The organism is Clostridium sp. UBA871 (assembly GCF_002295255.1).
Lineage (GTDB): Bacteria > Bacillota > Clostridia > Clostridiales > Clostridiaceae > Clostridium_J > Clostridium_J sulfidigenes.
Window position 1 is genome coordinate 212,748 of the sequence record NZ_DBFV01000007.1, and the last position, 25,686, is coordinate 238,433.

At 28.1% G+C, this 25,686-nt stretch carries 24 protein-coding genes; 3 read left to right on the forward strand and 21 right to left on the reverse strand.

Annotation, left to right across the window (positions count from 1 at the left end; translation table 11 throughout):
• Positions 1–28: 28 nt before the first annotated feature.
• Positions 29–934: a putative ABC transporter permease gene (locus B3086_RS11715; RefSeq protein WP_346893427.1), complete on the reverse strand. Its 906-nt coding sequence runs from the start codon at positions 932–934 to the stop codon at positions 29–31.
• 391 nt (positions 935–1,325) lie between these two features.
• Here B3086_RS11715 and B3086_RS11720 point away from each other — a divergent pair, with 391 nt between their 5' ends.
• A complete protein-coding gene (locus B3086_RS11720; RefSeq protein WP_150844529.1) occupies positions 1,326–1,865 on the forward strand; it encodes a carbonic anhydrase in 540 nt (179 codons plus the stop codon).
• 68 nt (positions 1,866–1,933) lie between these two features.
• Here B3086_RS11720 and B3086_RS11725 read toward each other — a convergent pair whose 3' ends face one another.
• The 5 genes from B3086_RS11725 to B3086_RS11745 all read right to left on the reverse strand — a co-directional run bounded on the left by B3086_RS11725 (position 1,934) and on the right by B3086_RS11745 (position 6,815).
• Positions 1,934–2,920 carry a permease prefix domain 1-containing protein gene (locus B3086_RS11725; protein ID WP_346846473.1) on the reverse strand — a complete coding sequence of 329 codons (987 nt, stop codon included), beginning with the start codon at positions 2,918–2,920 and terminating at the stop codon, positions 1,934–1,936.
• The gene (locus B3086_RS11730; RefSeq protein ID WP_150844531.1) at positions 2,907–3,251 is read right to left on the reverse strand and encodes a YjcQ family protein; all 345 of its coding nucleotides are present in this window, start codon (positions 3,249–3,251) and stop codon (positions 2,907–2,909) included. The genes B3086_RS11725 and B3086_RS11730 overlap by 14 nt, the downstream gene beginning before the upstream one ends.
• Positions 3,252–3,496: 245 nt before the next feature.
• A complete protein-coding gene (locus B3086_RS11735) occupies positions 3,497–4,831 on the reverse strand; it encodes an MATE family efflux transporter (RefSeq protein WP_346846472.1) in 1,335 nt (444 codons plus the stop codon).
• Positions 4,832–4,936: 105 nt separating this feature from the next.
• Entirely contained in the window at positions 4,937–5,755 is an 819-nt protein-coding gene (locus B3086_RS11740) for a MerR family transcriptional regulator (protein WP_346846471.1), read from the reverse strand.
• Positions 5,756–5,960: 205 nt separating this feature from the next.
• Positions 5,961–6,815 (reverse strand): SDR family oxidoreductase, encoded by an 855-nt coding sequence (locus tag B3086_RS11745; protein ID WP_346893429.1) that lies wholly within the window; start codon positions 6,813–6,815, stop codon positions 5,961–5,963.
• 304 nt (positions 6,816–7,119) lie between these two features.
• Between B3086_RS11745 and B3086_RS11750 the strand changes: the two genes are divergently transcribed.
• Positions 7,120–7,803 (forward strand): Bax inhibitor-1/YccA family protein, encoded by a 684-nt coding sequence (locus tag B3086_RS11750; protein ID WP_346893431.1) that lies wholly within the window; start codon positions 7,120–7,122, stop codon positions 7,801–7,803.
• 23 nt (positions 7,804–7,826) lie between these two features.
• Here B3086_RS11750 and B3086_RS11755 read toward each other — a convergent pair whose 3' ends face one another.
• From B3086_RS11755 to B3086_RS11790, 8 genes are all read right to left on the reverse strand, one after another.
• The gene (locus B3086_RS11755) at positions 7,827–8,255 is read right to left on the reverse strand and encodes a hemerythrin family protein (protein WP_346846468.1); all 429 of its coding nucleotides are present in this window, start codon (positions 8,253–8,255) and stop codon (positions 7,827–7,829) included.
• Between the two features lie 295 nt (positions 8,256–8,550).
• A complete protein-coding gene (locus tag B3086_RS11760) occupies positions 8,551–9,615 on the reverse strand; it encodes a glycosyl hydrolase family 18 protein (RefSeq protein ID WP_346879222.1) in 1,065 nt (354 codons plus the stop codon).
• A gap of 16 nt (positions 9,616–9,631) precedes the next feature.
• Positions 9,632–11,314, reverse strand: coding sequence for a glycoside hydrolase (locus tag B3086_RS11765; protein WP_346893433.1), 1,683 nt, complete (start codon positions 11,312–11,314; stop codon positions 9,632–9,634).
• On the reverse strand, positions 11,304–13,172 hold the full coding sequence (locus tag B3086_RS11770; protein WP_346846462.1) for a glycosyltransferase: 1,869 nt from the start codon (positions 13,170–13,172) through the stop codon (positions 11,304–11,306). Before B3086_RS11770 ends, B3086_RS11765 begins: the two co-directional genes overlap by 11 nt.
• A 47-nt stretch (positions 13,173–13,219) precedes the next feature.
• On the reverse strand, positions 13,220–15,790 hold the full coding sequence (locus B3086_RS11775) for a polysaccharide deacetylase family protein (protein ID WP_346893435.1): 2,571 nt from the start codon (positions 15,788–15,790) through the stop codon (positions 13,220–13,222).
• Between the two features lie 288 nt (positions 15,791–16,078).
• Complete coding sequence (locus B3086_RS11780) at positions 16,079–16,393, reverse strand: cupin domain-containing protein (RefSeq protein WP_346846460.1); 315 nt, start codon at positions 16,391–16,393, stop codon at positions 16,079–16,081.
• A gap of 39 nt (positions 16,394–16,432) precedes the next feature.
• The gene (locus B3086_RS11785; protein ID WP_346879224.1) at positions 16,433–17,158 is read right to left on the reverse strand and encodes a permease; all 726 of its coding nucleotides are present in this window, start codon (positions 17,156–17,158) and stop codon (positions 16,433–16,435) included.
• On the reverse strand, positions 17,155–17,637 hold the full coding sequence (locus B3086_RS11790; RefSeq protein ID WP_346879225.1) for a permease: 483 nt from the start codon (positions 17,635–17,637) through the stop codon (positions 17,155–17,157). Before B3086_RS11790 ends, B3086_RS11785 begins: the two co-directional genes overlap by 4 nt.
• Before the next feature lie 98 nt (positions 17,638–17,735).
• Between B3086_RS11790 and B3086_RS11795 the strand changes: the two genes are divergently transcribed.
• Positions 17,736–18,395, forward strand: coding sequence for a Crp/Fnr family transcriptional regulator (locus B3086_RS11795; RefSeq protein ID WP_346879226.1), 660 nt, complete (start codon positions 17,736–17,738; stop codon positions 18,393–18,395).
• Positions 18,396–18,436: 41 nt separating this feature from the next.
• Here the strand turns inward: B3086_RS11795 and B3086_RS11800 are convergent, their stop codons facing one another.
• The 7 genes from B3086_RS11800 to B3086_RS11830 form a co-directional block, all read right to left on the reverse strand.
• Positions 18,437–19,639 (reverse strand): ABC transporter permease, encoded by a 1,203-nt coding sequence (locus B3086_RS11800; RefSeq protein ID WP_346879227.1) that lies wholly within the window; start codon positions 19,637–19,639, stop codon positions 18,437–18,439.
• Positions 19,640–20,311: an ABC transporter ATP-binding protein gene (locus tag B3086_RS11805; RefSeq protein WP_346846455.1), complete on the reverse strand. Its 672-nt coding sequence runs from the start codon at positions 20,309–20,311 to the stop codon at positions 19,640–19,642.
• Positions 20,312–20,313: 2 nt separating this feature from the next.
• A complete protein-coding gene (locus B3086_RS11810; RefSeq protein WP_346893617.1) occupies positions 20,314–21,525 on the reverse strand; it encodes an efflux RND transporter periplasmic adaptor subunit in 1,212 nt (403 codons plus the stop codon).
• A gap of 82 nt (positions 21,526–21,607) precedes the next feature.
• Positions 21,608–22,018, reverse strand: a complete 411-nt coding sequence (locus B3086_RS11815) for a hypothetical protein (protein WP_346846454.1) — start codon at positions 22,016–22,018, stop codon at positions 21,608–21,610.
• Positions 22,019–22,175: 157 nt separating this feature from the next.
• Entirely contained in the window at positions 22,176–24,200 is a 2,025-nt protein-coding gene (locus tag B3086_RS11820; protein ID WP_346846453.1) for a glycosyltransferase, read from the reverse strand.
• A gap of 173 nt (positions 24,201–24,373) precedes the next feature.
• Complete coding sequence (locus B3086_RS11825; RefSeq protein WP_150844549.1) at positions 24,374–25,171, reverse strand: DNRLRE domain-containing protein; 798 nt, start codon at positions 25,169–25,171, stop codon at positions 24,374–24,376.
• 74 nt (positions 25,172–25,245) lie between these two features.
• Complete coding sequence (locus B3086_RS11830; protein ID WP_150844550.1) at positions 25,246–25,545, reverse strand: hypothetical protein; 300 nt, start codon at positions 25,543–25,545, stop codon at positions 25,246–25,248.
• Positions 25,546–25,686: the final 141 nt, after the last annotated feature.

Below are 25,686 nucleotides of genomic sequence, written 5' to 3' on the forward strand. Positions count from 1 at the left end.
TTTTTATACAAATTAATGTTTTATAACTTTAAAAATTATTACTTCTTTTAAAAATCTTTTTTATAAATTTCAATATTTTTTTAAAATAATCTTCATTTTCAATGTCCTTTATAGCCTTTCGTAATTCATGTAAAGCTTCATTATATCTTTGAGATTTTAATTTAGGAAAGGCACATATTAATCTCCGCTCCACATACTTAGTTTCCATTAAGAGAGACTTATACTTTTTACGAAGGGATATTTCTACTTTATCTATAGATATATTTTCTTTAAATTCAGTTAAATTTTCCTTTAATTCCTTTAGGTTATTTAATTTGCTATCTGTTATTACACGTAGGTTTTCTAATTTTCTTACTATACCCTCTTCATATAATTTAATCCATATTTCTTCTTTAACATAATGAATTTCTTCTAACTTACGATTAAGGTTTACTATGGAATTTATAGATATGAATAAATCTACTAGAACAGATATTAAAATACAAATAGATAATAAGTATACTATTGTTATTGGAATTCTAGTCATAATATTCTCTGTGAAAGGATGTATTATCTCAATTAGTACAACACATAGAAACCCAAACAAAAAAGAGTTTCTCAAACAAACTCTTCCTCTAATATTAAATTTGTAATCAGAATAATCCCACCATCTCATTTTAAATAATTTTTCCATAATAAAACTAGTTATATACTCTATGATAGTTGTATAGATCATACCAAAAATAAATACTATAACTACATTATCACTATATTGATTTAGCAATAATAAAACAAAAAGTGCTCCAAAACCATATATAGGACACAATGGCCCATTTAAAAAACCTCTTTCTACAAAATAGCCATCAAGAACAGAGCAATATATTGTTTCTACTATCCATCCTAACAAACTGTAGATTATCCAATACATAAATAAAACAGAAAGTTTATCTACCATAGCATCAACTCCCCCAACACCTAAAGTCAAATATATAACTTTATTTCCTTTAGATAGTAAATTAACAAATTATCATAATAATTATTATACTCTGAATAATATTATATCATATAAGAATACTCTTGTTAATCTATTCCATTACATCATATTCACTAGTAATTATTATAAATAATTTATATACTTATATAATTAACCAATCATTATATTATTTTCAAGTTCATTTTAAATTTATTTTTTATATTATGAAAAAAATTAGAAATTCCTTGTATTTAGTTCACATTTAAAATAAAATCTATTTATTAAGTGATAATTAAGTATTTGTATAACACTATTAAGATATTTAAAATTTACTTTTTACACTTGATAATACTTATATTGAGGAAGTGAAAACATGATAGATGAAATTTTGAAATACAATAAGGAATTTGTAGAAAATAAAAAATATGAAAGATATATTACAAGTAAATATCCAGATAAAAAAATAGCCATAGTTACATGTATGGATACTAGGCTAACGGAACTTCTTCCCGCTGCCCTTGGATTTAAAAATGGTGATGTAAAAATTATCAAAAATGCTGGTGGTTCAATATCTCATCCCTTTGGAAGTGTAGCTCGTAGCTTACTAGTAGCTATATATGATTTAGGGGTTGAAGAAATTTTTGTAATTGGTCATACGGACTGTGGAGCACAACACATGAATAGTAAAAAGATTATTGAAAAAATGAAACTTAGAAACATTACTGAAGATCAAATTAATTTGGTTAAATACTTCGGAGTTGACTTTGATTCATGGTTAAGTGGATTTGATAATGTTAATACTTCAGTAGCTGAAACAGTAGATATCATTACAAAACATCCTCTAATACCAAAAGATATTAACGTCTATGGTTTTATTATGGATTCCACCACTGGAGAGTTAGCTCCAGTATAAATAAAAATCTTTGCTAAAAGTATAATAGCTAGTCAAACTTTAAGTTTATGACTAGCTATTATACTAAATTATCTTTTATTGTTACGCTTTATTAAGGCATATAATCCACTAAAAGCTCCAAATAGTATTCCAGTAATAGGGAATATAATCCAACAAATATGCCATCCATTAAATCCTAAACCCCAAATCAAAAATATTGCTGTGGCAATAGGCCATACAACTGATGCAACATCACCTATAGCTGTATTATTTTCCTTACATTTTGATGAATATTCTTCAATTTGTAAAAGTGCATTATAGCTATTATTTATATTTCCTACTCTTACAAATATAAAAACTGCAATAGCTACCATTATTAATAATACAATTGCTCCATAATTAGATAATATGTCATTATCATATCCTCCAATTGCTGATATACCAATTAACGCAACAGGTGACAGTACACAAAGTGTAACTCCAATTATATTTAATTTAGTAAAATTGGATGAGAATTTTTCTTTTTTAATTTTTACTCTTTGCTGCACATGTAGTGGACATATGAAATCATCTTCTAAATACTTATACTTGTCAAGTTGAGTACCAGCATAGATAAATAGCCCCACAGCAATAGCTATAAGAATAAATAATGGGATAACACTGAGTCCTTCTAAAGTTTCCACATTAATTTCTGTACCAAATACTCCACCTATTATAATATTATGAGTAAACATTAGTATTGCTGGTGCTAATATACATAACATAACACCAACAGCAATAAGCTTTCCATATTTAACTTTATCCCTCATGTAATTTTCTGCTTCTTCCATGGTAATAGTCAGAATATTATCTAATTGCTTTCTATTTTCAATTCCCAACTCCTTTATTAACTCATCAATGTTCCCAAACTCAGAAATTACAATTCCGATAGCTTCATTTTCAGTTTTTCCACTTTCTTTAAGTTCCCAATATTTTTCTTCCATATTAGAAAGCAACTCATCTTTTAATTTTATAATTTCTGCTGATTTTGGTAAACTTGAAAAAATATTTTCTAAATAATTTTTAATGGTCTCCATACTTATCCATCTCCTTTATAAATTTACTCATTACTTCTTTAATAACCTTCCATTCTTCACACTTTTCTTTGTAGTAATCCAGTCCTTTTTGTGTGATTCTATAGTAAGTTCTTCTCTTTCCAAAGGTCTCATCTCCATAAAAGGATTCTATATAACCGTTGTTTTCCAGCCTTGTAAAGGCAGAATATAATGTTGTTTCCTTTATAATATATTTTTCCTCTGATAGTTTTTTTATAGTTTTAGATATCTCATATCCATAGGACTCCCTATCTAGGAGAGTGAAAAGAATTATAGTATCATTATATCCTCTAATAACATCACTACTTATCAAATGTTATCCTCCTTTCTCCACCTACTACTTACTATTTCATATATAACTATATCTTTAGTGTATATTATGCAATTACTCTGCCTATCGTACTTTATCTGTCGTAGTAATTATAATATATCACAATTACTACGACATGTGAAGTAGTTTTTCCATTTATTTAATTTTCATCTATATATTTATATAAAAATACAGCATATAAATGTGCATAGAAGCAAATTTATATGCTGTAACTTTATTCATTAATTTTATGCCTTAGACTTTAAGTAATTCATATTATATTTAACTATAAATATACCAATGATTAAAGTAATAAATTCTGCAACTGGTATAGTGGACCATAATCCATTTATACCGAATACTTTCGGAAGAATAGATAGATTAATTAATACTAATGCAAAACTCTTTATAATAGACATGGTATTTGATATCTTAGCATGACTAATTGCTTGGAAAAATGATATATTAACCATATTAATTCCAATAAATATAAATGCTACGAAATATATTCTCATACCTCTAGCTGTAATTTCAATAAGCTTTAAGTCTGAATTATTAAAAAAGCTAATTACTTCTTTTGTAAAGATATTTCCTACTAAGAAAAATACTATTCCAAAGGCAATTGCAATGTATATGGCTGCTTTTCTAGTTTTAATTACTCTATCATAATGTTCAGCTCCAAAATTAACACTTACTATTGGCTGAATAGCTTGGCTTATTCCAGATAATATTGCAACTCCAATTAAAGCAATATTACTAATAATACTATACGCAGCTACTCCAATCTCGCCTATCATATCTATTAAAATATAATTAAATAGTATTATAACAATAGCTCCAGATACCTCAATGAATGAGCTTGATATCCCTACCTTAAATATATTTGTAATATATGGAATTTTAATTGAGTTATAGTTGAATCTAAGATGTCCAGATTTTTTAATAAATTTAGTAGCTATAATTATTAAAGTTACCATTGGTGCTATAGCCGTTGCTATGGCAGCACCTCTCATACCCATGTCAAGTACAAAAATAAATACATAGTCAAAAACCACATTAAACATGTTACCAGTAATTCCGGCAACCATAGAAAGCTTTGGAGCACCATCATTTCTTATAAATGCCTGTAAAACGCCTGATAATATAAAATTTATACCTGATAATAATATTATTTTTAGATATTCATCAGAAAGTCCTAATATTTGTTGTGAGGCTCCAAACATTATAGCTATATTTTTTGAAAAAATATAACCAAAAATAGAAATGCTTAACCCTATTATAATTGCTATAAAAATTGATGTATTAAAGACCTGATTTGCTTTTTCATTGTTCTTTTTACCCATATTAATAGAGTATAAGGTAGCACCTCCCATTCCTATTAAAAGGGATAGGGCATTATATACATTATATATAGGTATAGCTATTCCTAAAGCCGAAAGGCCCTCTTTTCCAACTCCTTGACTTATAAATATGGTATCACAAAGAATATTTACTGACGTTGCTAGCATAGCTAATATGCTAGGAAACAAAAATTTTATCAATAATTTCTTTAATCTCATTTCTGTTAATTCTACAAAGTTCATAATATCACCTACTTAAAATAATTTATTTGATGTGTAATCAATCTAGCACTCTTATCTCTCACAAGTTTATATTCTAAACCTTATAGTAACTATAATGTCAATCATTTATTTTAAAGGAATTTGTATTTCTGTTAAATACTCTTCTTCCTTTGAAGAAAAAGCAGAATCAGTTATGGTAAGAACTATGCCATCTCCAACACTCTCTAGTCCATTTATATCCATAAAATTTATAAGCTTATTAAAGTAACTTTCTGCATAATCATAGAGGCCTCTATAAATTATCCTTGCATATCTTCCTTTATGCAAAGTTTTTATATTTTTGTGGTTGAAAATCCCATGATCAAAAATTAAAGCAATATCTCTGAAGGTAGTATACTTTTTACTTAAAATATCTTCTTGTGAGATAAAAGCTCCTATTCTTCCATCAAATAAACAAAGATTATCTCCCAATCTATTACTTAATTCTTTTATACCATATTCTACACTATATATATCTGTTCTATCATTTAAAGAAATATATATTATATCTCTATCCTCTAAATCAACTATTTCACATTCTTCAAGTCTAGCTTCTTCTATACTTTCTTCCAAAAACTCAAGTTTTTTAGAGATACTTTTTTTATATCTTTCTAAAAGTTCAATTTCCTTATCTATGTCCTTCTCTTTCTTATTAAGGAGATCAATTAGTATTTTAAGATTTCTATTTGAAAAATACTTTTTTATATCCTTAAGGGGCATTCCCAGCTTTTTTAAAAATAAAATAGAATCAAGCTGAGCAAACTGTTCAATATCATAATATCTATATCCATTCTCCTCATCTTTATGTCTAGGCTTAAGTAATCCAATAGAATCATAGTACCTTAGTGTCTGAGTTGATATATTGTGAATCTTAGCCATTTCTCCTATAAGTATCTTTTTATCCATTTCATCCTCCATAAAACTATATTATTGGATATAAAACCTTTTCTATAAAAATATATAAATAGTTCTCTATATAACTATTTATATATTTAACTAATTGTTGTAGTCGTGCAGATTTGAGGGATTTATATATCTTCATCCCATTGTACCTAACTTTTTACAGTGTACATTACTTCTATAGCACAAATTTGTAACCTGCTCTTTATTATTATATTTTAAAGGAAAAATCTCTTATACATTTTTTAATTGCTTCTTCTGATGATAAAAAATGTATATCATATTTCTTAATTTTTTCATTAGCTATTCTTATATCTCTATGTCTATCACTATTTTTAACCAAAAGTTCCTCAATTCTATTAGTTAAGTTCAATTCATTAAATACAATTTTAGCAATGTCATAAGCACCTAAATCATTTTCACTACCGGCATTATATATTCCTTCAGGTAATTTGAGTATCTTATCAAAAGCTTCTATTAAATCATAGACATAAGTTATCCCCCTATAGTCATACTCTGGAAATTCTACTTTTTTATTTTCCATAGCACCTTTTATAATATTCCAAATTAGATTAGATTTTATTTTCTTATTTTTTTCTGGCAAACTAAAAAGCCATGTGATTCTTAAAATAACTGCATCATCTAGTAACCCTAATATTTTTTTCTCAGCTTCTATTTTATGAGCAGCATATACTGTTTTAGGAATTAAAATACTATCCTCATTGTGTGGACCTAAGGAGTTATTATTGCTATATACCTGATCTGAGCTAAAATATATCAATTTACTATTAGAATTTTTACATCCCTTTGCTACATTTATGGTTCCTCTCACATTTATATCATAGGATAACTCTGGATTTCTTTCACAAGTTCCAGTATCTGATATCGCAGCAGAGTGTATTACATAATTTGGTTTGTTATTTTCTATAGTTTTAATAGTTTTCTCTTCATTAGTTATATCTAGTTCCGTTCTTCCAAATTCTATAATATTATACTTATCCCTATAGTATTCTATAAACCTTGAAGCAAAAAATCCCTCTGATCCTGTAATTAATATTTTATCCATTTTTATCCCCCATTTAATCCAAATAACATTCATATGTTGATAATTGCAATTTAATATTTCCACGATTTTACACTTATTTAATATCCTAAACAATTTTTAAATTAATATAAATATTATATCATTTCATTGAAATTGTATCCAAGTTTATTCCATTTCTTCATGTTTTACTTATAACACCTCTATAATTGCTTTAAAATACATTAATAGTTCCTGAATTTTTTCTTTTAATGTATATAATCTGTTTATTAATTCTTAATATATTGTATAATATTACATATATTATGTTTATCGAAGGAGTGATATTATGAATGAAATTTCATATAGTAAGAGCCAAAATAATTTTATAAATAAGACCTTATTATATATGGCCATCGGACTAATAATTACCTTTGCTGTAGGTTATTTTATTTCCACTAATGTTTCTATGATGATGTTAATCTATAGTAACTCAGCTTTCGTAATAGGTATTATTGTTGTGGAATTAACTTTAGTAGTTTTACTTAGCAGAAAGATTAATAAACTTTCTGTTCAAGCTGCTTTTGCCATGTTTATAACCTATTCTATAGTAAACGGATTTACTTTTGGGGCAATATTTACTATCTACAGTCTCGAGTCCATCATAAGTATTTTTGTAGTAACTTCTGCCATGTTTTTTTGTTGTAGCATGATAGGTATGACCTCCAAAAAGGACTTATCAATGGTAGGTAGAATTGCTATAATGGGGGTTGTTGGAATATTAGTTACTAGCTTATTCAATCTCTTTGTAGGTTCTGATGAGTTATCTATGTTTGTTAATTATATTGGTATTGCAGTTTTCTGTGCATTAACAGCTTATGATATGCAAAAGGTTAAATTAATACATGAACAAAATTACGGTTATGATGCCACTACCACAAATAAGTTTGCTATAATTGCTGCTTTAGAATTATATTTAGATTTTATTAACTTATTTATATACTTAATACGTATTTTAGGTAAAAAGAAATAAATTTTAAGAGTCCAACTTACATTCTAAATGTAGGTTGGACTCTTTAATATTTCTTCTGCCATTGCTTTATCTTCTATCATCATGTGCTGAAAAATCCAGTCTTGTAGAGAATCCTTAATTTTCTTTAATTCTTCACAAGGCTTTTTCTTTAATACTGATAGCTCAATATTCATAATCACTTTTTTTAATTCCTTATGGGATTTTATATGTTCTTCATAATTAGAGTAATTAGCTTTTTTCATTATTTTTTCTTCTTCATAAAAGCTATAAGAAATATATTCTCTAAGCTCACATATTATATCAAGAAGAATTTTAGTATCTACAGTAGCACATTTTGTTATCAATAATTGTTCTATATTACGAGCAATTCTAAAAAGTTCTTTATGCTGTTCATCAATTCTCCCAATATTGGTATTTAAATCATCTTGCCAGTCAAATTTAAAGTCAAACATTTTATATACCTTCTTTTTCTTTTATAGATATATATTATTTTATTATAAAAGAAACACTTTAACAACGCAAATAATTTCTTATATAGGGAAAACATGTAATTATAATTCATAAAATTTAAAATAAATATAATATAACACTGATAACTATATATAAATAAGCAGTGATGTAAATTATTCCATGGTTATAGTGAGAGCTAGGCTAATTACTAAATTTAACCTAGCTCTCTACGTATATTGAAATTTAAAACTACAACAATAACTAGTCCTTTTGGAGGAACTCAACTATCTGTTGAGTTTACTCAAACACATTTCCACCAAGTCTCCAAAGACTGATACCATAGCCCTTTTCCTTTATAACTTGCATCCATGAGTTTAATGTATTTTTATCTGCATACCACACTTCATGTTCAATCCCATCCTCATCAGTGTACTTGAACACTATGCATTGGCTTTTATTGTCTCTTTCCTCTTTTGCACTATATTCTTTTACTAAATCTTTAGCTTCTACTTCAGATAAGGAAGTTACCTTTCCATCTGAAGCCCAATTAAATCCACCTGTAGCAATGGCAAAATTTTTACTTCCTGGTACTCTTTCCATCTTATCCATCAATTCTTTTATGAACTGAGGATTTGCTTTTTCTCCTGGTTCACTAAACCCTCCATGTAGGTTGTAACACATCATAACATAGGTCGGACCCTCTATAAACTCTAGAGCATCAAAAGGGATATTAGGTTCTAATATGACTCTCAATTTTAACCCAACTCCATTACATTCACCATATAGCTCCTTAATAAACAATAAGTAATTATTCCATAATTCCATATCATCCTTAATTTGTTCATAGTCAATTTCTATTCCATTAAAACCATACTGAGATGCTAAACTTATTATATCCTTAACATGTTTACTTCTTAAGATAGAATCTGTGAGCAATGTCTTTAAAAGATCCTTATCCTTTAGTGATGAAGTTCCATCACTATTTATTTTATCATTAACAATAGTAAGATATTTAGTATAGTCCTCATCCTTTGTTCTATTATAGTAATCTACTAATTGCTGTGGCATTATCAGTTTATTGTTGGAATCAAAATAAGCTGCAAAATATGAAACTTCCTTTAATTGCTTATCTAAAGACTTAATCTCTCCTTGAACATCTAAATCCCAATAAGTGACCCATGCTGATAAGTTATCTATATTTTCATCAAATATCTTTTTATCCTCAATTGCAGCCGTTTCTCCAACCTGTACTTTACTGCTATTTTCCAGGGGATTTTTTTCTTTTGAACAACCATATAGAAATATACTTATTATTAAAGTCAAAGTAATAATAATCCAAGTATTCTTTGCTCTTTTACTCATTTAACACCTCTATAATCTATAAATATTTAATAAACCAGTCTATAATTTTATCAGTAAAATTTCTAAGGGAATAAAATATACTATCAACTCCCTTTAGTGAGCTGTCATACAATTCATTATCATTAACATCAGTTATCCTAAACTTTTTAAATACACCATCATATACATCATCTGCAATATTCCTTTGACTATATCCATATTCTCCCCATGCAGACTCTAAATAAACACTTCCCTGATTCTCATTAGTTACATCCAAATCTTTAGCTATATTAGTACCATCAATGTCTATACTAATTTTATCATTAACTAATGTTATATCAACCTTTCTGCTCCCCCCATCTCTTATATCAAATTTTTCTTCTTTATTTTTACTTAAGTCTAGTGAGAATATGACATTAGAACTACCTTTTGAATTTTCAATAATACTTACTACATTATTCATAAGTCTAACACATAAACTATCACTTTGATCATCATTAGCTCGCAAATAAATACCTTGAGAACCTATTATATTCCCATTTAATATTGTTGACACATTAACATCCTTATAAGTATCACTATTTAAAAGTTTAAGGATACCTTTTCCTTCTGATAAAGATGTTAATATAATAGTATCATCCTTAAACTCCGCTTTTCCTGATACCTCTTTAAATTTACTTGCCTTTTCTTTATCTCCAACTACAAATTCAATATCCTGCTTCGTATCATCCAAAATTCTCATTAGCAAATGATTGGTTGACCAATAGGACTGTGGTTGAATTCTAGTTAAATCATAGATTGAACTATCTATTGTATTTAGCGAGAAACCTTCCCTATTAAAATTCATATTAAATAACTCTTTAATCCATTTACCATTTATTTCGCTTACCTTGTCATTAGTACCAAACTGACCTGTATTAGAATGCATTAAGGCATATAATTTAGGCACTTGACTAATTTCCTTAGTATACACTTTAGATAAAGCCTTATAGTCACTATCAATACGCTGTTTCATTTCTTCATAGGACTCTTTGGGAATATTATATTCATCTCTAATATAATCCATTAAATAGTGATTATAATCTCTCTCCATACTTGAAGCTGATTCTGCAAACTCAACTGAATTTAAATTACCTAAGTAGTTTGAATCTTTATCAAATGCATTTATGTATTTAAGTCTATACCCATTTGTACCTAATTCCCAGTAAGAGCTATCTACTAACTCTAATAGCTCATTAGAACTTAAAAATTTCGAGTCTTCCTTTTCAAATTTATCAGCATAAGTTAGCATAGTTGCCTTTAAATTGTATTCTTCTATAATTTTCTGAGAAAATATTGCTGTATCTCTTCTTCCATCTTCAAATAGTAAAAATAGTGATTTAGTTGGTAATGCCTTACCTTTTAAATAATAATCCACTACATCCTTTTGAGTAATTGTTACATATCCGTTATTTTTTAATGCTTTAAGCTGTTCATCCAATCTTTTGGTACTTATTAAGGTATCATTTCCTGTTCTATCTACACCAAAATATGATACTGCAATGAAGCCACTATCTTGATTATTACTTACCTTATATGAATTGTAAGGCTCATATACAGAGAATGAAAATAAAGCTTTTATAATAGCTATTAACAATATAATTAAAATAACTCCTTGTAATATACCTCTTGCTATCTTAATCCTATCTTTCTTTTTAGGAGAAAAAGTATTACTTTTCATTGTTTTTCCCTCCGTTTTTCTTAAACTTACTGGAAGTAGTTCTCTGTTCCTTCTTCTTTTGAGCCTTTATATCACTGGGAGTCATTCGCGTGCCCCATGTGGACTTCCAAAAGGTTACCCATGCAATAGGCATCTGCCACAATAATACTGCCTCATAATAAATACAAAATACCATACCAAAAACCCATGTAGTACTTTTTCTAAGAAACATTTGAGCAAAACTCATCATTAAAGCCATCATCAATATTCCTACTAAGAAGGTTGTTGGAAATATCTTATGGATAATTGGAACATAAATTAAGTTATATGTAACAACTATTGGAGCAACAATAGGAACTACTACACCCATATAAAAGAATACTGCCATAAAAGGCTCCTTTTTCCACATAAATTTACCTGCAATTATTGATTCTCTTAGCCATGAACGCTTCCACCTCATTTGTTGCTTAAGAAATATTTTATATTTATTAGGTACAATGGTAGAACAGATAGCTGTATCTTGATAACTTGTTCGATGACCTTTTAACACAAAATTAGTCATAGCACGATCATCTCCAAAGGTTGCCTTCTGACCTAAAAACCTTTGATTTAACCATGCATCCATATTGTCTAGAATTATTTGTTTTTTATAGCAAGCTAATGGTCCTGATAAACAGGTAACAGCATCAAAATAAGCCTCTGCTGCCTTCATAATTCTAAAGGCTATGTAATAACGCACTGATTGCATCTTTGTTAATACATTAGTGTATGTATTAGCTACATCAGTCCTTCCTGATACGCCTCCCATTTTAGGATCTTTAAAAGGTTGAACTAAATTTCTTATAGCAAAGGGATCTAAAAAGCTATCTGAATCAACAAATACAACTAAGTCATGTTTAGCTTCCTTAACTCCTCTGCATAAAGCATCCCTTTTACCTAGATTATTTTCTTGCACAAAATATTTTAACCTGTGTTTTGTTTCAAATCTCTCTGCTTCACTACTTAACCTCTCAATAGTTTCTTTAATTTTTTCTACAGAATTATCATTAGAACAATCATCTACTACTATAACTTCCAGCTTGTCTATAGGATAATCTTGATTTATGCAACTTAGAATTGTTCTTTCGATCCACACTTCTTCATTAAAGCAAGGAATAATAATAGTTACTCCAGGTGTATAATCCACATCTATTAGCATAGGTTTATATAACATTCCAAATAAATATCTGCTAAGCAAAAATACTGCTGCAATAATACTATAAAGGTATATCCATTTATTAAATTTAAAATATATAATACTTTCTGCACGCATTAATATAATAAATAATGTAATAAATAATAAAAGAAAACTAGAAGTAACAAGTACATATCTATCTTTTTTTCTACTTGAATACTCTGACAAAGTTTCTGTAAACTCTATTCCACAGATAATTTTTCCTTCAGATGTTATAGAATCTCTAACTTTTTCACCTTTAATTTTCACTTTCATTTCATAGCCCTCAGGCATGGAACCAGGTAATATTTTAAATTTTAACTTTATCTCCTCAGCATTGTTTATTATATTTAATTGTGTTTCATCTTTTAATTCTAACAAAAGCCCCGTGGTAGAAATGTCTATAGATTTTACTAATAACTTTTTATTTCCTTTGCTGCTTTTACAAACAACTTCCACATCCGTTTTCATTACATATCTTATACCAGCATTCTTACTCGTTATAAAACCACTAGGGTCTTCTTTATGGTTATCCAAAAGTTGATATCCCCTACGGTCAATATTATCTCTAATTTCTTCCTTATCAGGAACATTTGATAATAACCGTCTATCTTTACGGGGATTTAAAAGGACATCACGGGTTTCATCTTTTTTTATTTTTTTCATATAGTATCTAACCTCATTTTTAAACTCCTCATATGTTACAAAAATTATTATTCTAAATAATCGCTTAGCTTTGCAATTTTATACTTTGTTCCGTAAACTCCATTCTCATTATTAGTTAAGAAAATATCTAAGGCTTCTGCTGTATAATAACTTTGATTGTTCATGTGCATTACTATAATATTCCCTCTACCTTTGATTAAACTTTCTTCTAATGAATGAACAATTTCTTGGGAAGAACTACTTTCATAATCATGAGTTGAAATATTTCCATTAATAGAATATTTAAATCCACTTTCAAATACCTGTGCTAGCCCTTCCTTTTTAACAAGTAAAGTTGGTGGTCTAAAGTATGGTCTTAATGAATTTAAATCACCTATAACATTAGCCATAGCATCATAGGATTTAACTAAAGAAATCTCCAATTTATTCTTGTTTGTATCTAAAGTTTCATGATTATAGTTATGACTTCCAATATCGTGACCATTAAATGCAATGGTTCTAAGTAAATTAGGATTAGCATTAGATACATCTCCGTTAGTATCAATGTACTTTGATATTACAAAAAAGCTTCCTTTTACTTTATGTTTATTAAGTACATCTAAAATCTCATTAATCACAGGATCTCCTCCCCAATCATCGAAGGTAAAGAATATTACATCTTCACCATTGGTATCAATAGTCCCTGTCTTATCCATTAAAACCTGTTCCTCTTCATTTAAATCACTTAAATCCACATATTTATTACCTATGTAATTAGATTTCATCATAGATAAAGCTTCTTCATAAGACCTCCTAATTAATGAGTTAATATTATTCCCCGCCATCCTATATCTCCCTAATTGAGAAGCTGATTCCACAGTATGTTGCAATTCACTTAAAGTCTCAACAGAATAATTCAATGGCTTTTCAACTAAAACATAGGATTGTGTTGCTTCATTATACTTATTAGCATGTCCATTTTTTACATAATTAGAGGTAATTAATTCAATAATATTTGCTACAGTATTCTTATCTTCAAATAAATCTGAGTCTAGCCTAAAGTAAACAATCTCACCTTTTCTTAATGACATATAGGTATTTAAATTAAGATAATCCCTTACAACTTCTTCTGCATTCATGTTTTTATATTTATGATTAATAGGAGATTTAGAATAAGTAAACAGTTCATAACCCTTAATACCATGAATTTTATTGATAACAGATAAAGCTTCTTGAACCTCAACATCAACATAACCATATCCAGGCATGTATGCTTTAGTATTTACACCAATCTTCCTTAATAAATTATCTACTTCATATATTTCTTTACAAATCTCTTCTGTAGATTTGTCTAATAAACTTGAGCTAACTGTTATTCCTCCATTGCCAATTTCATGACCTTTCTTTAATATGTTAGCAATTCTATCTGGATACTTTTCTATTTCATCCTTAGTGACAAAGAAAGTTCCTTTAGCCTTTATTTTATCTAAAGATATTAAAACTGAATTTAATGCAGTTTCATTATCTAATCCTCTAAAGGTATAGGATAATGCTTCTTTAGTAGTGTAAAACTCTGAAATATTAGGAGCAAGATTACCATTATTTTTTTTTATTAGCTCCGTAAAATTTACTAAATCTAAAGAATTTTTTTCTTCACTATTTCCTTGTGAAGTATTTTTTTCTTCTTTATAACTTTCATCTATATAAATCTCATCTTTATTTGACATATTTTCAGGTGATGAAGTTTCATCATAACTTTTCATTCCAGCTAATTCATTCACTTGGACAACAGTTATTTTCTGTTCATCTATGGCCTTCAACAACCATTCTACAATTTTAACAACGGTTATTTCTTCTCTTTCATCCTTAGTAGATTCATCTATCCCTGCTTCTTTATCTATAGCTGGCTTTTCCCCTTCTTTTTCTCTTTCATATTCGAAATCATCAAGAACACCATTAACCTTAATGGAAATAATTATGCCCTTATTTAATTTGTTTACATAATTCTGAGCCTGCCCATAATCCTTGAAACTTTGATAGCTAAGATAATGATCACTGTGAACCACATACTTATTACCTGAGGCGTATGCTGCCTCTAGGACTTCATCAGTGTATGTGGTAGATTTACACTTTAGTAAATTAGATTTCTCCTTAATTATAGTTTCTATTATCTTATTACCACGGCAAAAATCAGTAATTAATTCTTTCTGAGATAACTTTTCCATATGCCTAGCATCTGAAAGAGTTTCGCTTCCTACTACATGCCCCGCTTTTTTAATGTTTTTTACTGTGGTAGGGTCTTCTCCAGCTTTAATACCTGGAATAAAAAAATTTGCTTTTACACCATACTCATTTAATAATTCCACTATTTTTCCCATAGTATTAGCATCACTAATTCCTTCAAAGGATAGAGCTAGTACATTAGAAGAGGTTTTTGCATTAGTTATAACTTCAGCTTGTTTTTTACTACTTAGTAACTTTAATGCATCCTTTATCTCTGCTGATGCATCATACTTATTTTTATCATTTTTAATCATATTTTCAGTATGATTGTTCTTAGTGTAACCCTTATATGTAAAGGCTCCTAATCCTACAGCCACGGTTATAATTATTGTGACGATAATCCAATTTTTTTTCATATTATTTCTTCTCCATGTATTTAAGACTTTATTTTTATTTTAACTTTAAGAATAACTTATTTCAATAAACAATAATTATTGATTATTGAAATGATATACAATTATACCACAATATTTTATTTTGAATCAATATATTATTAATTAGGTTATGTTTAAAATTACAGTAATAGAATAAAAGCTATTGAATATTACATTGAATATTCAACAGCTTTTTTAAATTATTCAATTATTTATTTTAAATTCAGTAAATTATATATATTAATAAAAAGCTTTTACCCTATTGTGTAATTATTTAGATGGAGCAGGTGATTTTACCACAGTTAATTCTAAAATTTCATCATGTTTATTACCAACATTCATCTTAGTTTTAAATGGTATTTTTAATAAAGTGCCTTCTTTGTATTCATTAATTTCTTGGTCATCTAATCCAATTGATAACGTGCCTTTTAGTACAGCCATATATACATTAGAATTTGAAAAATGCTCTGGAAGTCCTTCTCCTTTATTAAATATCATGTGTAAGTAATGAACATTTCCATCTGAAATAAGCATTTCAACTGTTCTACTATGGCTGTTAGTCATTTGATAAATTTTTTCAACCATTATAAATTCCCCCTTTATATCTTTATTTTTTAGAATATATTATTTATACTTAATTGCCTTTGCAGGACATTTATATATAGCTAGTTTAATCTTTTCACTTTCTTGTGATATTAATATATTTTTATTTACCTTTGCTTTTTTATTTTCTAATATAAAATCTTCTGATGCTATCCTTGTACATAATCCACAACCAATACAAAAGTCCTCTTCTATAATTAGTATTGCATCTTCCTTTTCTATAATATCTTCTTTAGGTAATTCTTCTTTTTTAACAAATCTTGAAGTGATAATTGCCATTATAATAATAGATATTGTAGTTAAGCTCCATCGAATCACCATAAATTTAGGACCTAAAAACTTAGATTCATTTGCTAGCATCGGAATCTTAATTACTGCCCAAGCACTTAAGATTATTACTATATTTGCTATGCTTGCACCCTTTTTTATAAGCATCTTACATACAGGAAAAGCTGCATAAATAGGACCTGCTGAAAAACTACCTAGTAAAAAGGAAAATATATATCCTTTAACCCCTGAACCTTCACCTAGTGCATTTTCTATAGTTTTTTTAGGAACCCATCCCTCAATGAGAGATGTTAGTAGAAGTATTACTGGCATTATTATAAGCATTTCTTTCACATAATATAAGCTATTATTTAAAGCCATAATTCCTTTATCCGGCATAAAAATCAATAAAAACAAATAAGCTAAAATAACAAAAGTTAATAACATATTGTTTTTTACTTTTTTAATAATTAAACTCATATTATCACCCCCATGAAAAGTGCTATAACCACAGCAAATATAAAGCTTAATGAGTTTCTAATCAATGCAAACTTAACACCAAATTCTCTTCTTTCAAGAGGAAATGTAACAAAACCAACCATGGTAAGAGTTGTTAAAAATGCCACTATAGGAACTATACTAGCTCCTGCATTTACTAAGGAACCTACCAGTGGAAAAGCAACAAAAGCTGGTATTAAAGTGATACTTCCTACAAATGCAGAAATAATTGTGGAAATAAAAATATTAGATTGGCCTAAATAATATTTAATTATATCTGGTGGAATGAATGTAAGTATTAATCCTATAAGAAAAAGTATTCCTATAATTTCTCCTATCATGCTTTTCATTATTCCCGTTGACATTTTAATGGAGTTAAAAGTTTTCTTTTTATCTTTATTTATGGACCAAATAAACCAAGTCAATGTAATTACCCAAAGAATTATTGTGAATATATCCATTTTATTTTCTCCCTTCAACATCTTTACTTGTATTATAATTTGTTTTAATATTATAATCAGTTACCAAGGTAACTAATTTTGAAAAAGGAGAAATAATAATGTTAGATTTTATTTCTATTCTTGAAAATACAGAATTATTTAAAGATATCTCTATGAGCACTATTAATCATTTATTTGTACAAGATTCTTTCAATATAAAAACTTATAAAAAAAATTCCGTAATTTATTTTCAAAATGAAAAATGTGTTACTTTTGATATAGTCCTGAAAGGAATTGTCTCTGTACAAAGCACTGATGAGAAAGGAAACTATATCTCAATAAGTGATTTTACTATCGGAAGTGAACTAGGAGGAAATCTGCTTTTTTCCCATAAAAACTTTTATCCAATGATGGTTCTAGCAAAAACGGAAGTAACACTTATACACTTAAAAAAAGATTTAGTTTTAAGTCTCTGCCAAAGTAATACTACTTTTTTATCTAAATTTCTTCACTCCATCTCAGACAAAACCTTAATTTTAACAGATAAAATAAAAACACTTTCTCTTAAATCTATAAGACAATGCATAATTGACTTTCTAATGTATGAAAGCTATGTTCAAAAGAGTAATATAATTAAACTAGAAGTAACTAAAAAGGATTTAGCAGAAAAATTTGGGGTACAAAGATCCTCATTATCCCGTGAATTAAATAAAATGAGAAAAGATGGGTTAATAGAATACGATGCATTTTCTATTACAATAGTAAACCTTGATAAATAGATAAGTGGTAGACCTTTAACTTAAAAAGTCCACCACTATTTTTATTTAAGTATATCAATGGTATTTGCACTAGCAGCCTTATTGGCAGGAATTATACTAGATACTATACCTATAAATATGGAAATTCCTATAGCTACAGATGCAGTAAATAGACTTGGTATTATTGCCATATGCATAAAATAAGATATGATATTAGCAATTATTATTCCAAATACATATCCTATCACTCCACCAGTGACAGTAATAACTACACCTTCTACTAAAAATTCTCGCTTTATATCTTTTCTTCTGGCTCCTATTGATCTCTTTATTCCAATTTCTAAAGTTCTCTCAGAAACAGAAGTATAAACCATGTTCATAACCCCTATTCCTGCAATAAATAATGATATACCAGCAACTCCAGCAATAAATAAAGTTAATGTATTTAGTACTGAACCCATCATTTTTATTATTCCGCTGGTATCCATTACCATATATTCTCCTTCAGCTTTTTTAGAGCCTTCCTCATTAAGGACGTTTTCTATATCCTTAATAGTATCCTTAACATTTACTCCATTAACTAAGGTAATACTCATACCTTGAACTACATCACTGGAAGGGAAAAACTTATCATAGGTGTTCTTTGGAATTTGAATATCTGGTTTAAAGCTAAAGCTAAACTCCTCATCTTCATCAGATTCTATAATACCTACAATTTCAAAGGTAATACCCTTTAAGGTTGCAATACCTCCAATTAACTCTTCTTTCTCTTCAACCTTATCACCAATTAGGCTTTCTCTTAATACTATGGTTCTTGTTGAATTTTCATTATCTTTTTCACTTAAATTTCTTCCTATAATCTTTGGAGAATCAGTTTTTTCTACCTTTGAAGCCATTCCTTGAATGGCAGCTCCCCTTACTTGTAAATCTACAAGCTCACCATATTCATTGCTAGAATATATATATTCTACTGATTCAATTCCTTGTAATCTTTCTATAGCTCTTTTATCATTATTATTAAAACTATTTCCTGCAGCATTAATATGTTCCGCATTTGATGGAGTAAACATTGCATTTAATACAACTTTACCTTCGTTTTCTCCTGTAAAGTCTTTTATAGTTTTATTCTTATACCCCTCCCCTAATGCAACTATGGTAATTACTGCTGCTATTCCTATTATTATACCTAACATAGTTAAGAAAGATCTTTTTCTATTTCTTATAAGGTTTCTTAAAGCAGAAAAAATTAGAACACTAAGCTTCATCTAAAATTCTCCTTCCTTAAGCTCACCATCGAAAATAGACATTATTCGATTAGCTTGTCTTGCTACATTTACATCATGGGTGATTAAAATTATAGTAATTCCTTCATCATTAAGTTCTTTAAACATACCCATTATTTCCTTAGATGTATGGCTATCTAAAGCACCTGTAGGCTCGTCTGCAATTATTATATCTGGATTATTAATTAATGCTCTAGCAATAGATACCCTCTGTTGTTGTCCTCCTGATAATTCAGTAGGATACTTATTTATTTTACTCTCAAGATTAACCTTTTTTAATAGTTCTACAACTCGCTTCTTGGTTTCCTTTATTCTATGACCTCTATAAAGCATAGGTATTTCAATATTTTCTTTTATTGAAAGCCTTTTTATAAGGTTAAAATCTTGAAATACAAATCCTATCTTTTCATTTCTAAACTTACTTAAAGCATCATCTGAAAAAGAACTTATATTTTTATCTAAAAATGTGTAACTTCCATCAAACTTTTTATCCAGCAATCCTAATATTTTCATAAGTGTTGATTTTCCTGATCCAGAGGGTCCCATTATTGCTAGAAACTCACCCTTATTTATCTCTAAATTAACATCCTTTAATGCCTGAAGAGTTTCATCCCCAGTAACATAAAACTTATTTATGTCTTTTAATTTAATCATAATTATTTGCTCCCTTCTAGTACCGTAGAAGGATTTTTAATCAACCTATCTCCTATCCCTATAGCTCCATCTAATAAATAATACTTATCATTTTCTAAAGTTGCTTTTATTTCTATATCTTCATAAGATTCGCCTTTTTCCTTAAGTATATGTATCTTAGAATCTTTTTCATATACATAATCTTTAGGTATTTCTATTCCTTTGTAATTGCACTTAACCTCTAAGCTAAACCCTATTCTGATACTCTTTTCTGGTTTTATGTAAAAATTGTATCCTGTTGTAGTTCTTCCTGGTTCTTCAATAGGTAGCTCGTCAATTTCAGTTATAGTACCTTTAATATATTCTCCACTACTAATAACCTTTAACATTACTTCATCATCTACTTTCAAATTCTTTACATCAAATTCAGAAACTTCTGCTTTAACTAAAGGCTCTTTAGATATTATTCTCATATAGGCTACAGTTGGGTCATCTATACCCTTGCTATTTACTTTCACTACTCCATCTATATCTGCAACTATATCTTTACCTATTTTTTTCTTTAAAGTATCCCTTTCAGTTACTATTGACTTGTTTCCCTCTTCATAACTTGCTACTTCAGTTTCTATGCCATTAACTTGATTCATTAACATTTCTATTTGTTGAGAAACTTCTAGTTGCTTACCTTCAAGGACATCTTTTGTTTTCAATAATTCATTATATTGACTTTGAGCTTCTTTTTCTTCTGATGTACTAAGCTTAGATATTTCACTCTTAACTTTATTTAGTTCACCACTTATTGCATTTAAATCTCCTTGTAGCTTATTAATGCTTGTGTTAACTTTATCCTTTTCCTTCTTCACTCTAGATACTTTGCCATTATTGGAGGTTATTTCCCTATCATACTGTGCTATTTGATCTTCAACTGCAGTATTAAGATAAGAAAATAATACATCGCCTTTCTTTACCTCTTGTCCATCTTTAACTTTAATATCTTTTAATTCTCCTTGTGACTTATCTACTATAATAATTTGCTCATCACTTATAATACTAATACCATTAAATTTTAATGTTTCTTCTCCCTTGATTTCATAACTATCTTCATGAGTAATTGTTGTCTCCTCTTTTGGTCCTTTTAACTTTATAGCAATTATTACTGCTGAAAGTATTATAAATAATACTACTGCAATGACAATTAGTATATACTTTTTCTTCTTTGAAAGATTGAAATCCATCTTCAAATTCTTCACTCCTTGTCCTATTCTATAATAAATAAAGAAGATAGAATCTATCTTCTTTATTTATTATACACTAATTTTATACATTCATTGTATTTTTTACTTCTTCATTATATTTTATTTTTTTAAGTAGGCTGAATACCATTAGATATGATATTATAATACCTATTACACCAACAATTATTGAAACAATCACTACTGGTGCCATACTATAATCCATTGTAATTAAACCTAATAAAAAGTTAACAGGATAGTATACTGCCAAAGCATATACTGCCGCCTTTTTCCACATGAAAATTCCTATAGAAATAAGGATAATTATTATACCAGATATGATTGAATATACTACCATACCACTGCTAAGAGCAGCCTCTGGAACTATTTCAGCTAACGACTTATTTATAATAGCAGTTACTATTGAACTAATTCCTCCAAGAATGTAAAATACTAACACTAATGTGGTCCAAAATCCCCTCGTCTTTTTTTCCATTTTATAATTCCCCCTTATATAATTATATTAAATAATTTCTAATACTATTTTAGCAGAAATCTATACTTTTTTGTATATATTACTTAAAATTACTATTTTTATACCTAAAAGTATGTGGAATTAAAAACTATAGAATTTTTTATGCTATTTCTATTTACTAAACACTTCCTAAATCTTCGACTTCTTTTTTATATTTATCATATAACTCTTTTAAATTAAGAAATTCATTTAGAAAAGCTCCTCCATGCTTTAATCCTTCATCAATATACTTCATCCCTTCCTTTGCAAAAATAAAACAATATTTTACTATTTCTTCTTTAGCAACATTACACTTTATATATTGGGGTATTGCTTTCATATTTATATGATTTTGAATTTGATTATAATAAAATTGAGCTATTACATAATTTTTTAGCTGGTCCCTATCCTCAAATTGACTCCATTTAATTTCAGATGCATATACTTCTTCTTTAAAATTTTTAATTATATAATCGAATATAGTAACAGATGAATCTATTCTCCTTTGTAAGTTATGTGATAAATTATTTGAATGAATTCTATAATTTATTACTGCACCATCTACTTTTCCATAATTCCAATTATATTTTATTAACTGCAGACAATTCAATGTATCTGCAGAAAAATCATTGTTTTTATAAACTATCCAATTTATTTTGTTGTCCTTAAAAAAGTTCAATCTATGAAGACAATTCATAGGTATAATACCCGATGCAGATTTAAAAATACGTTCAATGACCTCATCTTTAGGATGAACTTGGTAGTTCCATTGCTGAACTATTATATTATCTTCATCCACTATATTAAAGTCACTAAATACATAGTCCTTATTGGTATTTTTTTCTAAATACTCTACAAATTTGTAAATAGCATCCCTTTCTACAAAATCATCACAAGCAATCCATTGAAAATACTTCCCCTTTGCGTTACTAATAATTTCTTGAATTCCTTTTGATGCTCCACCTGAGTTCAGACTATGATAAATTCCGCGTATATTTTTATGTTTTTTCTCATAATTTCTAATTATTTCATCAGAGCCGTCTGTTGAACAGTCATCTATAAGTAAAATTTCTATATTAGGATAGGTTTGATTTATAAAAGAATCTACACATTTTGATAAGTATTTATTACCATTATAATTTGTTATTCCTATAGTAACTAATGGTTGCTCAATCATTGAAACTTTTTTTATTTCAGATAGAGTTATGAATAATGCCTTTAGTTTTTCTATTTGATCCTGCAACTCAAAATCATTCTTAACAAAACAATTATACTCTTGAGAATCATATTTACTATCAATTACCATCTCAAGAGCATCATTTATTGTATTCCAAATTAAACACTGAGGATATATTTCTTTTGCACCAACAAAATTATGGATTATAGGTTTTATCCCTTTTGCCATAGCTTGCATAACACTAATGTTTTGTGATTCTAAAATACTTGTACATAATATATAATTTTTATCTTCTAGCCATTTATCTAGGTTATCCTGCCAACCCTCATAAACTACATTATTTTCTAATTCAAATGCTTTTATCATTTGATTAAAATACAAAACATCTCTAGTATCTTGAAATTTACCAGCAATATATAATTTGTATTGGCTGTTTTTATCATATATAGCTTTAAAAGTATGAAGCAATAGCATAGGTCCTTTCTTATAGTTTATATAACCTACATACGCAATATTAAACCCAGGTTTTCTATCTTGAAAAGTCCATTTAGGAATATCTATACCATTAGGAATTACTATGGTTTTTTCTTTATCAATATTGAAATTATCAATAGTAAAATTCCTTATATGTTCTGCTACAAATATGATTTTATCAACATTTTTCCAGTAAACATTACATGGATATTCAGTAAAGGATTCATAGCTGTGTATTCTACATATAATATTCTTTTCTTTAGCAATGCTAAGTTTACTTCCATAGGATATTAATTCATCACACCACTCAAACCAGCATATATCGGCACACTTCATCCCTTCATCAATTTGCTTTAAATTTGTTACCACTATTTTTTTAGTCACATAGTCATGAGATAATCCATTAATAATATCTTCTAAAAAACTATCTAGCCCTTGTTTTACAAAAAAGACAATATTTTTTCTATTACTTTTCTCAGAATCAACTCTCATACTACTTACATTTTCAACCATACTATTGCTCCTTCATTATTATTATTAAATATAGTAAGAATAGATACTTATTCTATTGATAGCCTATCCAATAAAATCTCATTTATCTTTACCATATCTTATGTTAATTAGTAATCATACAGTTTTATATTAATTTGAACAAAAGATTACTAATTATAGTAGAAACTAATAATCTACTCCTTATATGAACCATAAAAGCTTACAGTCTCTATATCTCCTGGATTTTCCTTTGGTACTATAGCCATATTATAGATTTTATCTACATAAAGAGGACTACTATTTGATAAATTGTTATATTCATCAGTTATATAATAATTATCTGTATGTCCAGTACCACTTCTTGTTACTCCAATATTTACTATGGCTACATACTTTGAATTCTCTGCAACAGTTCCCTTGACATTTACCTGTCTTATAGTGCCTTCCCCTTTGTTACAACAATTGCATTCCTTACAACATTTACACTCGTCGTTTATAACCACTTTCAAAAATGGAACAAGATATCTATCCTTACATATTGAAGAACCAAATTGTGTAAGAATGCTATTACTTCTATCAAGTAATGCTATACCTCTATTACTTAATTTATTCTGTAACCATAATACAACAAAATCAGTTAAATCCACTGTTATAGCCACATCTGAAGTTATTGGATGAAAATTTTTTTTAATATTGATATCTACTTCTGGTCGATTATTGAAAGTTGTATAAGTGCTGAAATAATCACATAGGGGGTATATTGAAAATATTTTCCTACAATCATTATAAAAATTATTTGTCTTAAACAATACAAGTTCTGCACTAGAAATTGATGCATTACTTGGTATACTAGAAATATCAAAAAATAGGTAACTAATATAGTTGTGTATACCATCACTACCTACAGTTATAGTAGGTTTATTCATATTTCCGTTTATCAATTTACTGGTTACCGTAAGACTCTTAGTAGCATAAATTATTATATTTGACAAATTTGTCACCTCTTTTTTAATCCATTAGTTTAAAGCATGGAGCAATAAATTGCTCCATGCCATTATAAATAGTTCTAGATGGTATATGACCATGCAGTTACTACACCAGTAGATTCGTCAACAGTATCACCTGTTATAAATTTTGGTACAATTGACAAAGTATAAGAGGTATTAACAGCTAATGATGTTCCATTTGCTGTATTATCATAAGCAATTACTCTATAAAACGATCTATCTCTTCCTGTTGAAACAGCGTTTGTAACATTAAGTCTAATGGTTAAATAAGCAAGACTATTTCTAGCAACAGTGCCTGTAACTCCAACAGAACGAGGTGTACCAGTTTGAGGAGTATCAAAATCAATTGTTAAAGCCATAAAATTCATCCCCCAAATTTTTTTAGGATTTTGCTCCTGATATATTATATGACCTTATATACAAAATGTGATTTTAAATTTATTATCCTGTAATTACTTTTCTAAATACAAGTATAGTAGTTATACTTTTTCTCCTTCACT